This window comes from Streptomyces sp. NPDC002276, assembly GCF_053891435.1.
The window spans coordinates 32,527-44,854 of record NZ_JBSFCQ010000012.1; the positions used below are offsets into that span (position 1 = coordinate 32,527).

Here is a 12,328-nt window from a genome sequence, read left to right on the forward strand (position 1 = left end):
GTCCCACCCCATGACCCTCTCCAGACGTCTCTTCGTCCTCTCGGCCACCGCACTCGCGGCGACCGGCACGGCTACGGCCCCCGCCCTCGCGACGCCCCCGCCCCCGTCCGACTCCCGCTACCGCATTCCCGTCGACCCGGACGACACCGAAGCCGACCTGGTCCGCAAGGCCTCCCAAGTCCGGCCCACCGCACGGCAGGTGGCCTGGCAGCGGCTGGAGCGGACGGCGTTCCTGCACTTCGGCGTGAACACCTTCACCGGCCTGGAGTGGGGGACCGGCGACGAGGACCCGAACGTGTTCCAGCCGACCGGCCTCGACACCGACCAGTGGGCCCGCGCCCTCCGCGACGGCGGCTTCAAGCTCGCCATCCTCACCGTCAAGCACCACGACGGCTTCGTCCTCTACCCCTCCCGCTACACCAACCACACGGTGGCCTACAGCAGTTGGCGTGCCGGACAGGGCGACGTCCTGCGCTCCTTCGCCGACTCCATGCGACGGTACGGCCTCAAGGCCGGCGTCTACCTCTCGCCCGCCGACGAGAACCAGTACCTCCACGGCGTCTACGCCAACGGCAGCGCACGCGCCACCCGAACCATCCCCACGCTCGTCGACGGCGACGACCGCACACCGGACGCCTTCTACACCCTGGACGCCACCGACTACGGCGCCCACATGCTCAACACCCTCTACGAAGTGCTGACCGAGTACGGCCCGATCGACGAGGTCTGGTTCGACGGCGCCCAGGGCCGCATCCCGCCGGGCCACGTCGAGGACTACGACTGGGACAGCTGGTACACCCTGGTCAGATCACTCGCCCCGGACGCGGCGATCGCGGTGACCGGCCCCGATGTGCGCTGGGTCGGCAACGAGGGCGGCATCGCGCGGGAGGACGAGTGGAGTGTCCTCCCGGTCAAGGAGGAGCAGTACGGCCGCACGGACTGGGCGCTGTCGTACGACACCCCCGACGAGGGCAGTCGCGGCGCGCTCGTGGCGGCGCGCCCGAACACCGACTACCTCCAGTGGTGGCCCGCCGAGTGCGATGTGTCGATCCACGACGGCTGGTTCTACCACCCGGGCCAACTCCCCAAGAGCGTCGACGACTTGATCGACATCTACTTCGGCTCCGTCGGCCGCAACGCGGTTCTGCTGCTCAATGTGCCGCCGGACACCGACGGCCTGCTGGCGGACCCGGATGTGGCGCGGCTGCGCGAGTTCCGTGAGCGCGTGGACCGGGAACTGCCCGAGGACCTGGCACGCGGAGCCCGGACGGTCACTTCACCGGGACGGGTCACCGTCGACCTCGGCACCCAACAGGCGGTCGACCGCGTCCGGTTGGCGGAGGACATCGGGCGCTACGGCCAGCAGGTCGAGGCCTTCGTCGTCGAGGCGTACGTCGACGGGGACTGGACCGAGGTGACCCGGGCCGGGACGATCGGCGCCAGTCGCATCCTGCTGCTGCCCGCGCCCGTAGGAGCCCGGCGCTGGCGGGTCCGGGTGACGGCGGCCCGGGACACCGTACGGATCGCGGAGTTCGGGCTGTACCGCTCGCGGGCCTGAGGGCCGGAGCTCACCTGTCCTTGAGAAGCTTCTCCAGGAAGACCACCGACTCGGGGCCGGGCAGCGCCACCAGGCTCAGCCGGTCCATGACCGCGAGATAGCGGTCGACCTCCTCCGCCTTGTCCAAGTACAGGGCGGAGGTGAGCTGTTCGAGGTAGACGACGTCCGGAAGGTCGGGGACCGGGAAGCGCAGCACGGTGATCGGACCGCCGGCCGCCGCGTGGCCGCCCACTTCGAAGGGCAGTACTTGCAGCGTGACGTTCGGCAGGGCGGCCGTCTCGACGAGATGCCGGAGCTGGTCGCGCATCACCTCGGCCCCGCCGAGCGGCCTGCGCAGGGCCGCCTCGTCCACCACGACCCACAGCCGCGGCGCTTCGGGCCGGGTCAGCAACTCCTGGCGGGTCATGCGGAGTTCGACGCGGCGCTGGATCGAGTCCGGGCTGTCGGTGGGGCGGCCGAGCCGGATGACGGCCTCGGCGTACCCGGCGGTCTGCAACAGGCCCGGGATGAACTGGACTTCGTAGGTGCGGATGAGGGAGGTGGCCTCCTCCAGCCCCAGGTGCTGCTCGAACCAGGCGGGGAAGGAGTCGCCGTAGGCGCGCCACCAGCCGGGTTCGTTGGCGCGGCGGGCCGAGTCCAGGAACTCCTGGCGGGCGTCCGGCTCGTGGAGGCCGTACAGCGTCAACAGGTCGGCCACGTCACGCTCTTTGAAGCCGACGCGGCCCAGTTCCATCCGGCAGAGCTTGGCGTCCGAGGCGCGTATGGCCGAAGCGGCCGTGTCCCGCGTGATGTTGAGGGACTCACGCAGCCTACGGAGCCGGGTGCCCAGCATGATGCGCTGGACGGTCGGACCACCGCGCTGAAGGCTCAGTACGTCCGTGCCCAGGGGGGCGTGTTCCGGTTGAGCTGCAGTCATGTTCATCCCCTCGGCGGTCGCGCCGATACTGTCCGCAAGTTCTCGGGACTCAAAACAGGATCGTAGCACCGAGGTTCCGGATAACTGCGGGGAGTGAAGGAGCCGGAAGGTGCCGGCCTGTGTCCGGCGCCTTCCGGCCATCCGCGGGTTTGCCTGACTTCAGCGGCCGGGGAGTAGGCCGTCGAAGTCGCCGTCCTTCACACCGCGGACGAACGCGGAGATCTCGGCGCTGGTGTAGACGAGCGCCGGACCTTCGGGATGGCGCGAGTTGCGCACGGCGATGTGGCCGTCGGAGAGCGCGGCCAACTCGACGCAGTTGCCCTCGGGGTTGCTGTGGTGGCTCTTGCGCCACTCCGCGCCGCTCAGCAGGGTCGCCGACATGCCGTTCGCGTGCTCGATCTGAGGCCTCATCGCTCCCCCGGAAGATCGAATGCAATTGCAGCTTCAATTGCACCCATTGGTGATGTGGAGGACGATAGCCCTCGGGGGCACCGCTCGCAAGATCATCTGCAATTGCAGCGGTAATTGCCGATGCACTTGCGTTCGCAGGGTCAGTCGGAGGACCATGTTCCGGACAGGTGTAGCGCGCGCAGTTGTTCTCTTGGGGTCACAGGGGTCGCGATGTCCGCAGAGCAAGTCGTACGGCCGGTCGACTCCCTGCGGATCGAGGGCACTTGGCAGTGGCTGTGCCGGGCCGTCGACGAGGTGGGTCGACCCGCACCGGGGCAGACCGTCACCCTGGTCCCCACCGTGGGGGACGGAGGCGACCCGGCTCTCTGTTCCGTCCTGGTCGTGCCCCCGATGCCTCAATCGGCGCACGTGGCACGGGACTTCACCCGCGCCGCGCTGGCCGATCGGGCCGGGGACGAACTCGTCGACGACATGGCGGTCACCGTGTCGGAACTGGTGAGCAACGCGCTGCGCTACGGCCGGGCGCCCAACTCCCCGGTGGTACAGCAGCCTTCACTCTGGCTCGCGGTGTGGGACCGGCTGCCGTACGCGGTCTGCGCGGTCACCGACGACAGCGACCGCATACCCGTGGAGGGGCACCCCGACGAGTTCGCGGAGTCCGGGCGCGGTCTCCAGGTGGTCTCCGCGCTCAGCGACTCATGGGGCTGGAACCTGCGGGCGGGCGGCGGCAAGACGGTCTGGGCACTGTTCCGGCTCTGACGCCGGACACACAGGAAGAGCGCGCGCAAGAAAGCGGGGCACCGGCTCAACACCGGTGCCCCGCTTCGCTGTTGCCGCTCAGACCTTGCGGCCGATACCGCAGATCGTGTCCACGCCCGACGGGGCGCGGCCCACGTCGACCGGCTCCGGGCGCCACTGCGAGATGGGGACGATGCCGGGTTCGACGGCTTCGAGCCCCTCGAAGAAGGCCGTGACCCGCGCGGGGCTGCGCAGGTAGTAGGAGCTGGCTGAGTTGGCGTTGTACACCGAGATCGCCTGGTTGAGCGCCGGGTTGGTGTCGGTGCCGTCGGTCAGCGCGAGACAGCTGCCCGGGGGCAGCGCGTCGAGGAAGCGGGCCACGACGGCCTCGGGCGCGTCCGAGTCCGGGATCTGGCCCAGGATGCCGAGCATCGTCAGCGCGATCGGCTTGCTGAAGTCCAGTGTCCGGGCCGCGGCTTCGAGAATCGTCTCGGGGTCGCGGACATCGGCCTCGACGTAGGCGCAGGCGCCTTCGGGCGTGCTGGTGAGCAGCGCCTGCGCGTGCACGAGGACCAGCGGGTCGTTGTCGACGTACACGATCCGGCTCTCGGGCGCGATGCGCTGCGCGACCTCGTGCGTGTTGTCGACGGTGGGCAGGCCGGTGCCGATGTCGAGGAACTGGCGGATGCCCGCCTCCGCGGCGAGATAGTGCACGGCCCGCACCAGGAAGCCTCGTTGGAGGCGAGCCAGCAGGGCGATGTCCGGGAACATCTTGACGATCATTTCGCCGGCCTCGCGGTCGGCGGCGTAGTTGTCCTTGCCGCCCAGGAGGAAGTTCCACACACGGGCGGAGTGCGGCCGGTCGAGCTGGAGCCGGTCGGCCAGCGGGTCTTCGGAAGTCATGGGCAAAGCCTCACACGAAGTACCCGGCGGTGTCCGGCGATTCGGGCTCGAACCGGGAGACACAGCACTTTCACACCCGGGCCGGACCCGTGCTGTCCCGCTCGATCAGCCGCGGCACCGGCACCCGCACCGTCCGTGCCGGTCCGCCGTCCAGCAGCGCGGTCAACTCCTGGGCGGCCGTACGGCCGAACTCCACACTGTCCCGGGACAGCGCCGACAGCCACGGCCGGACCATCCGGCACAGCGCGGAGTCCTCCCAGGCGACCACCGACACGTCCCCCGGTACGGAGCAGCCGAGTTCGGTCGCGGCGGCCACCCCGGCCACGGCCATCACGTCGTTGTCGTAGATCAACGCCGTTGGCGGAGAAGGGACTTCGAGGACCCGGCGGGTCACGGCGGCGCCCGCCGCGTCCGAGTAGTCGGTCGTCACCGAGTGCACCTCGGTCAGCCCGCGGCGCGCGGCCTCGGCGCGCAGGGCGCGGATCCGGCGCTCGGTGTGCGCGAGGCCCGGCAGACCGGCGATGTGCGCGATCCGGCGGTGGCCGCGCGCGGACAACTCGTCGACCACGGACGCCATCGCGCCCGCGTCGTCCGCCCACACCGTCGACAGACCGGGATGGCGTTCGTCCGGCGCACCGCCTATGACGACGGCGGGCAGGCCGAGTTCGTCGAGGAGGTCGGGTCGTGGATCGGCGGTGCGCGGGTCGGCCACCAGGACGCCGTCCACCCGGTGTTCGGCCCACCAGCGCCGGTACACCGCGCACTCGTCGTCGACGTCCTCGGCCATCTGGAAGAGCAGCCCGAGATGACGCTCGGCCAGTATCTCCTGGATGCCCGAGACGAGTTGGAGGAAGAAGGAGTCGACGCCGAGGGTGTCCGCGGGCCGGGCCAGCACGAAACCGACCGTCGCCGCACCCTCCCCGGACAGGGCCCGCGCCGCCGTGCTGGGCCGCCAGCCCAGCTGTTCCGCGACCCGGCGCACCCGGTCGCGGGTGATCTCGGAGACGCCGGGCCGGCCGTTGAGCGCGAAGGAGACCGCGCTCTCGGACACGCCGGCGCGCTGCGCGATGTCCTTCATCGTCGGCCGACGCGCGGGTGACCGCTTGCCTGACAAGCCCGCTCTCCATTCCATCCGTGCCGCGCACTAATGCGCTTGAGCCAGCACACCCTAAAGCGCATTAGTGATCGACCGCAATAGCGCCAACACACCTCTCTGAACAGGGAGGTTGTCTGGATCTGGCCAACTAATGAATTTAGCTGAGCGGAATCCATTGACGCGCCCCGCGAACAGCGTGCAAGGTCTGCCCCGGCACGATTGGCCAACCCCACTGCAAAGGAGCGACCCGCCGTGCGCATCTCCCGCAGAGCCTTCGCCGCCGCTGCCGCCGCCGTAGTCCTCATGCCGCTGAGCGCCTGCGGTTCCGGAGGAGACGACGGCGGATCGACCGACGCCTCGGGCAAGGTCGAGGGCGACATCACCTTCCAGACCTGGAACCTCCGCGCCAACTTCAAGTCCTACTTCGAGGGCGTGATCTCCGGCTTCGAGAAGCAGTACCCCGGCACCCATGTGAAGTGGATCGACCAGCCCGCCGAGGGCTACGCCGACAAGATCAGCGCCGACGCCGCCGGGGGCACCCTGCCCGACGTCGTCAACGTCTCCCCGGACCTGGTCGCCCCGCTCGCCAAGGCGGGCCTCGCGATGGACCTCGACAAGGCCGCCGCGAAGTACAAGGGCGAGTACCTGCCCGGCGCCTGGGCCAGCCACCAGATACCGGGCATGACCGGCACCTACGCCTTCCCCTGGTACCTCAACACCGGCCCGCTCTTCTACAACAAGTCCCTCTTCAAGCAGGCCGGACTCGACGCCGACCAGCCGCCGAAGACCTACGACGAACTCTTCGCCCAGGCACTCCAGTTGGCGAAGAAGACGGACGGCAAGGTCGCCACCCTCGCCAACGTCCCCACCGTCGAGGACTTCGGCCGCTACGGCGTCGAGCTGATGAACAAGGCGGGCACCGCCTTCGCCTTCAACGACGCGAAGGGCATCGAACTCCTCACCAAGTACAAGGAGTTGTACGACGCGAAGGCCCTCGACCCGCAGGCGCTCACCGCCACCCCCGAGTCGTCCGGCAAGAAGTTCCTCACCGGCGCCGTCGCCATGAACCCGGGCAGCGCCCTCGACCTCGACAACTTCAAGAAGCAGGCGCCCAGCCTGTACAAGAACATCGGCATCACCGACCAGATCACCAGCACCGGCCACGTCAACATGTACGTCATGGGCGTGATGGTCAACTCCAAGACCAAGCACACCCCCGCCGCCGTGGCCTTCGCGCACTACGTCACCGACGCCCAGCAGCAGATGTCGTTCGCGAAGAAGGTCGCCATCTTCCCGAGCACCGCCGGCTCCCTCGACGACCCGTACTTCACCAAGGAGGACGGCACCGACGAGACCCGGGTACGGATCGCGGCGGCCAAGTCCCTGAAAAACGCGGTGAATTACACGCCGGTGCTGTTCAGTGAGCAGATGAAGACGGCGCTGCGCAACGAAGTGGCCAAGGCGCTCCAGGGGAAGGAGAGCCCCAAGACGGCTCTTGACAACGCTGTCAAGCAGTGCGACACGCTTCTCCAGCAGCAGGGGTAGTCCACGATGGCCCTCTCCACCGTCTCCCGGGTGCGGCGCCAACTGCCCACCAGCCCCTGGCTGTTCGCCGCCCCCGGGCTGCTGATCACCGGCGCCTTCATCCTCTACCCGTTCGGCTCCACGCTGGCCAACGCCTTCACCGACCGGCGCACCCTGATCCCCGGCCACTTCGTGGGCTTCGCCAACTTCCGCGAGCTGTGGCACGACGACATGTTCTGGACCGGCCTGCGCAACAGCACCCTGTACATCGTCGGCGTGGTCCCCGCGCTCGTCGTACTCCCGCTGCTGCTCGCCCTGTTGGTGCAGAAGAACATCCCCGGCATCACCTTCTTCCGGTCCGCCTTCTACACCCCGGTCGTCGCGTCGATCGTCGTGGTCGGACTCATCTGGGTGTGGCTGCTGGACGAACGCGGCCTGGTCAACTCGCTGTTGGAGACGATCGGCGTCGGCCGGATCGGTTTCCTCAGCGACCAGTGGCTGTTGCTCCTGAGCGCCATGGCCGTCACGGTCTGGAAGGGCCTCGGCTACTACATGATCATTTACCTGGCCGCGCTCGCCAGTGTGCCGCGCGAACTGCACGAGGCCGCCTCGGTCGACGGCGCGGGCGCGGTACGCCGCTTCTTCACGGTCACCGTTCCCGCCGTCCGCTCCACCATGGTCCTCGTCGGAGCGCTGTCCTCGGTCGCCGCCTTCAAGGTGTTCTCCGAGGTCTATCTGATGGCGGGCCCCAGCGGCGGACCGGCCGGCGAGGACACCACCCTCGTGATGCTCGTCCAGCGCACCGGCACCGGCCTCACCGGCCGGGTCGGCTACGCCTCCGCGCTCTCGGTCGTCGTCTTCGTCGTCACCGTCGCACTGATGCTGCTCGTGCTGCGGGCCGACCGGAAGGAGGACGCTTGAGCGTCATCGAACGCACAAGACCCGTACCGGAGACGGCGGTTCGCGAACCCCGCGTCACCGACGAGCACGGCCGCCGTATCCGCGTCTGGGAACTCGCCCTGCGCTACACGCTGTTGCTCGCCGTCCTCGCCATCACCGTCGGCCCCTTCCTCTGGCAGCTCTCCACTTCCCTCAAGGGCCCGACCGAGGACATCTACAGCTCGCCGCCGACCTTCCTGCCCGAACACCCCACCCTGCACAACTACAAGAGGGTCGCCGACACCATTCCCGTCTGGGACTACGCCTTCAACTCGCTGAAGGTCGCCTCCGCCAACGTCGTGACGAACTGCGTCGGTTCGGCCCTCGCGGGCTACGCGCTGGCCCGGCTGCGCTATCGGGGCCGTCGCGTCGCCACCCTCGTCTTCATCCTCGCGATGCTGGTGCCGGTGGAGGGCATCATCATCGCCCAGTTCACCACCATGCGTGAGCTGGGCCTGAACAACACCCTCATCGGAGTGGTCCTCCCGGGCTGCATCGGCGCGATGAACGTGCTGCTGATGCGCAACGCCTTCCTCAACCTGCCGTATGAAATCGAGGAGGCTGCCTTTGTCGACGGCGCCAACGTGTGGCAGCGGTTCCTGCGGATCGCGCTGCCGTCCGTGAAGGGCACGATCGCCGTCGTCGCGATCTTCGCCTTCATGGGCGCCTGGGACGACTTCCTGTGGCCGCTCATCGTGCTCAGCGACCCGTCCAAGTTCACGCTCACCATCGGCCTCAACTATCTGCACGGCACCTTCGCCAACGACGAACGCCTTGTCGCCGCAGGCACGGTGATCGCCGTGGCCCCGCTGATCGCCCTCTTCGCCTGCCTCCAGCGGTACTTCTTCCGGGGCGTGGGCGAAGGCGCCGTGAAGGGCTGACGTCTCCTTGCATGCGGACACGTACTTTCGGACACGCACTACAGAACCAGGATCCCGATGTCTTCTGCCGTGCGCTTCGGCGTCAACTACACCCCCAGCCAAGGGTGGTTCCACCACTGGCTCGACTTCGACCTCGACTCCGTACGCGCCGACCTCGACTCCATCGCCGAACTGGGCCTCGACCACATCCGGGTCTTCCCGCTGTGGCCCTACTTCCAGCCCAACCGCACCCTGATCCGCCCGAAGGCCGTGGAACAGCTCGTCCGGCTCGTCGACGCGGCCTGTGAGCGCGGGCTCGACGTCAACGTCGATGGTCTGCAAGGGCACTTGAGCAGCTTCGACTATCTGCCCGCCTGGACCCGGACCTGGCACCGGCGCAACCTCTTCACCGACCCGGACGTCCTCGACGGCCAGGCCGCCTACCTGCGCACCCTCGCCGCCGCCCTCGCCGACCGACCGAACTTCATCGGCATGACCCTCGGCAACGAGGTCAACCAGTTCTCGGCGGACCCGCATCCGGACCCCGACCGGGCGACCGAGGACCAGGTCGACGCCTGGCTGGAGCGGATGCTCGCCGCCTGCGCGGAGGGCGCGCCCGGCAAGCCGCATCTGCACGCCGAGTACGACGCGACCTGGTACCAGGACGACATGCCGTTCACCCCGGCCCAGGCCGCCCGCCGGGGCGCGATGACGGCCGTGCACTCCTGGGTCTTCAACGGCACCGCCCAACGCCACGGCCGCACCTCCGTGCCGAGCGAGCATCACGCCGCCTATCTGGTCGAGTTGAGCAAGGCCTGGGCCGACGAACCGCACCGGCCCGTCTGGCTCCAGGAGGTCGGCGCGCCCCAGCCGCTGGTCCCCGCCGAGCACGCGGCCGACTTCGCCTCCGCGACCATCGCCAACGCCCTTGACTGTCCCGACCTCTGGGGCATCACCTGGTGGTGTTCCCACGACGTGTCCCGCGACCTCGCCGACTTCCCCGAACTCGAATACGGGCTCGGCCTGTTGACCAACGACCGCCAACCCAAGGACATCGCGCTGGTGCTGGCCGAGGCGGCCCGCGAGCCCACGTACGCGCCCGCCACCCGCGGCACGGCACTCGTCGTACCCGCCGACCCTGCGGTCCGCTCGGTGTGCGGTCCCGGCGGGCCGGTATTCGACGCCTACTTCCGACTCGTCGCCGACGGAGCCCGCCCGGCGACCGTCCTCGACGTGCGCGCGGACGACAAGGAACACCTCGCCGCGCGCGGCATCACCGAAGTCGTCACTCCCGACCAGGTACTCCCCACCCCACAAGGAGACACCAGCTCGTGAACCCCACCAGACGCACCGTCCTGCTGGCCGCCGGCGCGGCGGCCCTGCTGCCCCAACTGCCCCTGCCCGCCTACGCGGTGGGGCAGGCCGCGGTCACCGCGACCCCGCCGTACGCCAACTACTGGTACCCGGACTCCCTGCCCTCCGGCACCCCGGGCACCGGCATCACCTGGCGCAGCCTGAAGACCTGGACGGCCGCCTCGGACACGGACCTCGCCTTCAACGCCGCCGCCGTCCCGCTGGCCGCACGCTTCACCCCGACCCCGGCCAACAGCACCGCCCGCTCAGGCCAGGCCCGTATCCAGTCCCTGGTCTCCTTCGGACCGACGTCGAGCAACCCCTCCCAGGGCGCGGCCACCGCCGACTACTACGCGCTCACCCACTGGTCCTACCTCGACGAACTCGTCTTCTGGGGCGGCTCCTCCGGCGAGGGCATCATCCTGGCCCCCAACGCGCCGATCGTGGACGCCGCCCACCGGCACGGCGTACCCGTCCTCGGCAACATCTTCCTGCCGCCCGTCGCCTACGGCGGTCAACTCCAGTGGACCCGCGACCTGGTGCAGAAAGATGCCGCCGGGCACTACCCGCTCGCCGCCCAACTCGTCGCGGTGGCCGCCGCGTACGGCTTCGACGGCTGGTTCGTCAACGCCGAGACCAGCGGTGGGAACACCGCGCTCGGCACCGACATGCAGGGCTTCGTCGGCGAGTTGAAGTCCCTCGCCGCCGCGCAGGGGCAGCGGGTCACCTGGTACGACGCGATGACCGTGAACGGGACGGTCAGCTGGCAGGGCGCGCTCAACACCTCGAACCAGGCGTTCTTCCAGGCCGCGAACGACATGTTCATCGACTTCCGGTGGAGCACGAGCACACTGGCCGCCTCCGGCACGAAGGCCGACGGACTGGGCCGCAGCCGCTACGAGTTGTGGGCGGGCGTCGACGTCGAGTCCAACGGGTCGAGCACGACGGTGAGTTGGGACGCGATGGTGCCGACGACCAAGGCGCACATCACGTCCGTCGGCTTCTACCGGCCCGAGTGGACCCGCAACCACCTCCCCGCGACCCGCACCCCAGGCGACTTCCACGCCGCCGACGACCGCTTCTGGACCGGGCGTTCACTCGACCCGTCCAAGCCGGACAGCACCGACCCCTGGCGGGCACCGGCGGTCTCGGTCGCCGACCGGTCCACGGTGGGCGGCGCACTGCCGTTCGCGAGCGTCTTCAACACCGGGCACGGGCTGCGCTGGTACGAGGACGGCGCGGTCACCTCGGACGCGCAGTGGAACCACCTCGGACTCCAGGACCGACTGCCGTCCCGCCGCTGGGCGGTGCGCACGACGGGCCAACGGCCCACCGTCACCTTCGACTTCGCGGACGCGTGGCGCGGCGGCAGCAGTGTGCTGGTCGCGGGCGCACTGGACCAGCCGACGACCCTGGACCTGTACGCCACCCAGCTGCCGATCACCGATGACACCGTGGTCGACCTGACCTTCCGCACCGACAGCGGCGGCGCGAACGTCGAACTCGCCGTCGCCACCGCCGAACCGAGCACGGCGGGGGCGACACCGCCGTACACATATCTGCCGGTCGCGGCCTCGGGCAGCGGCTGGCAGACCGTGACCGTGCCGCTCACCGGTCTCTCCGGCACGCTGCACGCCATCGGTGTACGGCTCACCGCGACGCAGGGGCCGGTCACTTGGCGGCTCGGCGGACTCGCCGTGCGCGATACCGACGCGTCACCGACACCGGCCGCTCCCGCCGACTTCCTCATCAGCGCGGCCACCGGCGGCAACCTGCGCTTCGCCTGGGACGCCGCGCCCGGCGCCGTACGCCACTACACGCTGCACCGGCTGCTGCCCGACGGCACCCGGCGGTTCCTCGGCGGGACCTGCCAGCGCGCCTTCTACGTCGGCGGGCTGACGGCCGAACAGGGCGAGCAGCAGGCGTGGTTCGAACTGCGCGCGACAGGGGAGCTCTACACAGCGTCGGCCCCCGTGACCGTCGCGTACGCCTGGTAACACCCGTAGTCCCACCCGCAACCGAGCCACGGA

General features: G+C 69.5%; 11 protein-coding genes. 7 read left to right on the top strand and 4 right to left on the bottom strand.

Annotation, left to right across the window (positions count from 1 at the left end; all coding sequences use genetic code 11):
* Positions 1-10 precede the first annotated feature (10 nt).
* Positions 11-1,558: an alpha-L-fucosidase gene (locus ACWIHT_RS28105; protein ID WP_456171075.1), complete on the top strand. Its 1,548-nt coding sequence runs from the start codon at positions 11-13 to the stop codon at positions 1,556-1,558.
* A gap of 10 nt (positions 1,559-1,568) precedes the next feature.
* Here ACWIHT_RS28105 and ACWIHT_RS28110 read toward each other — a convergent pair whose 3' ends face one another.
* Together ACWIHT_RS28110 and ACWIHT_RS28115 are read right to left on the bottom strand one after the other, a co-directional pair.
* A complete protein-coding gene (locus ACWIHT_RS28110) occupies positions 1,569-2,474 on the bottom strand; it encodes a helix-turn-helix domain-containing protein (protein WP_456171076.1) in 906 nt (301 codons plus the stop codon).
* Between the two features lie 159 nt (positions 2,475-2,633).
* Positions 2,634-2,885: a DUF397 domain-containing protein gene (locus ACWIHT_RS28115; RefSeq protein ID WP_200709817.1), complete on the bottom strand. Its 252-nt coding sequence runs from the start codon at positions 2,883-2,885 to the stop codon at positions 2,634-2,636.
* A 210-nt stretch (positions 2,886-3,095) separates the two neighbouring features.
* Between ACWIHT_RS28115 and ACWIHT_RS28120 the strand changes: the two genes are divergently transcribed.
* Positions 3,096-3,644: an ATP-binding protein gene (locus ACWIHT_RS28120; RefSeq protein ID WP_456171077.1), complete on the top strand. Its 549-nt coding sequence runs from the start codon at positions 3,096-3,098 to the stop codon at positions 3,642-3,644.
* 78 nt (positions 3,645-3,722) lie between these two features.
* Here ACWIHT_RS28120 and ACWIHT_RS28125 read toward each other — a convergent pair whose 3' ends face one another.
* Positions 3,723-4,526: an SAM-dependent methyltransferase gene (locus ACWIHT_RS28125; protein ID WP_456171078.1), complete on the bottom strand. Its 804-nt coding sequence runs from the start codon at positions 4,524-4,526 to the stop codon at positions 3,723-3,725.
* A gap of 70 nt (positions 4,527-4,596) precedes the next feature.
* Positions 4,597-5,604: a LacI family DNA-binding transcriptional regulator gene (locus tag ACWIHT_RS28130; RefSeq protein WP_456171326.1), complete on the bottom strand. Its 1,008-nt coding sequence runs from the start codon at positions 5,602-5,604 to the stop codon at positions 4,597-4,599.
* 270 nt (positions 5,605-5,874) lie between these two features.
* On the opposite strand from ACWIHT_RS28130, the gene ACWIHT_RS28135 reads away from it, so the two are divergent.
* From ACWIHT_RS28135 to ACWIHT_RS28155, 5 genes are all read left to right on the top strand, one after another.
* Positions 5,875-7,167 (top strand): ABC transporter substrate-binding protein, encoded by a 1,293-nt coding sequence (locus ACWIHT_RS28135; protein ID WP_456171079.1) that lies wholly within the window; start codon positions 5,875-5,877, stop codon positions 7,165-7,167.
* A gap of 6 nt (positions 7,168-7,173) precedes the next feature.
* Positions 7,174-8,067, top strand: coding sequence for a carbohydrate ABC transporter permease (locus ACWIHT_RS28140; protein WP_456171080.1), 894 nt, complete (start codon positions 7,174-7,176; stop codon positions 8,065-8,067).
* Positions 8,064-8,966, top strand: a complete 903-nt coding sequence (locus ACWIHT_RS28145; protein ID WP_456171081.1) for a carbohydrate ABC transporter permease — start codon at positions 8,064-8,066, stop codon at positions 8,964-8,966. Before ACWIHT_RS28140 ends, ACWIHT_RS28145 begins: the two co-directional genes overlap by 4 nt.
* Positions 8,967-9,035: 69 nt before the next feature.
* Positions 9,036-10,280, top strand: coding sequence for a glycoside hydrolase 5 family protein (locus tag ACWIHT_RS28150; RefSeq protein WP_456171327.1), 1,245 nt, complete (start codon positions 9,036-9,038; stop codon positions 10,278-10,280).
* Positions 10,277-12,295, top strand: coding sequence for an endo-beta-N-acetylglucosaminidase (locus ACWIHT_RS28155; protein ID WP_456171082.1), 2,019 nt, complete (start codon positions 10,277-10,279; stop codon positions 12,293-12,295). Before ACWIHT_RS28150 ends, ACWIHT_RS28155 begins: the two co-directional genes overlap by 4 nt.
* The last annotated feature ends 33 nt before the right edge of the window (positions 12,296-12,328 follow it).

What these genes read in the sequence shown, in the direction of transcription:
- ACWIHT_RS28125 (WP_456171078.1), bottom strand. Translation starts at nt 4,526, where the DNA reads ATGACTTCCGAAGACCCGCTGGCCGACCGGCTCCAGCTCGACCGGCCG.
- ACWIHT_RS28130 (WP_456171326.1), bottom strand. Translation starts at nt 5,604, where the DNA reads ATGAAGGACATCGCGCAGCGCGCCGGCGTGTCCGAGAGCGCGGTCTCC.
- ACWIHT_RS28110 (WP_456171076.1), bottom strand. Translation starts at nt 2,474, where the DNA reads ATGACTGCAGCTCAACCGGAACACGCCCCCCTGGGCACGGACGTACTG.
- ACWIHT_RS28140 (WP_456171080.1), top strand. Translation starts at nt 7,174, where the DNA reads ATGGCCCTCTCCACCGTCTCCCGGGTGCGGCGCCAACTGCCCACCAGC.
- ACWIHT_RS28120 (WP_456171077.1), top strand. Translation starts at nt 3,096, where the DNA reads ATGTCCGCAGAGCAAGTCGTACGGCCGGTCGACTCCCTGCGGATCGAG.
- ACWIHT_RS28115 (WP_200709817.1), bottom strand. Translation starts at nt 2,885, where the DNA reads ATGAGGCCTCAGATCGAGCACGCGAACGGCATGTCGGCGACCCTGCTG.
- ACWIHT_RS28105 (WP_456171075.1), top strand. Translation starts at nt 11, where the DNA reads ATGACCCTCTCCAGACGTCTCTTCGTCCTCTCGGCCACCGCACTCGCG.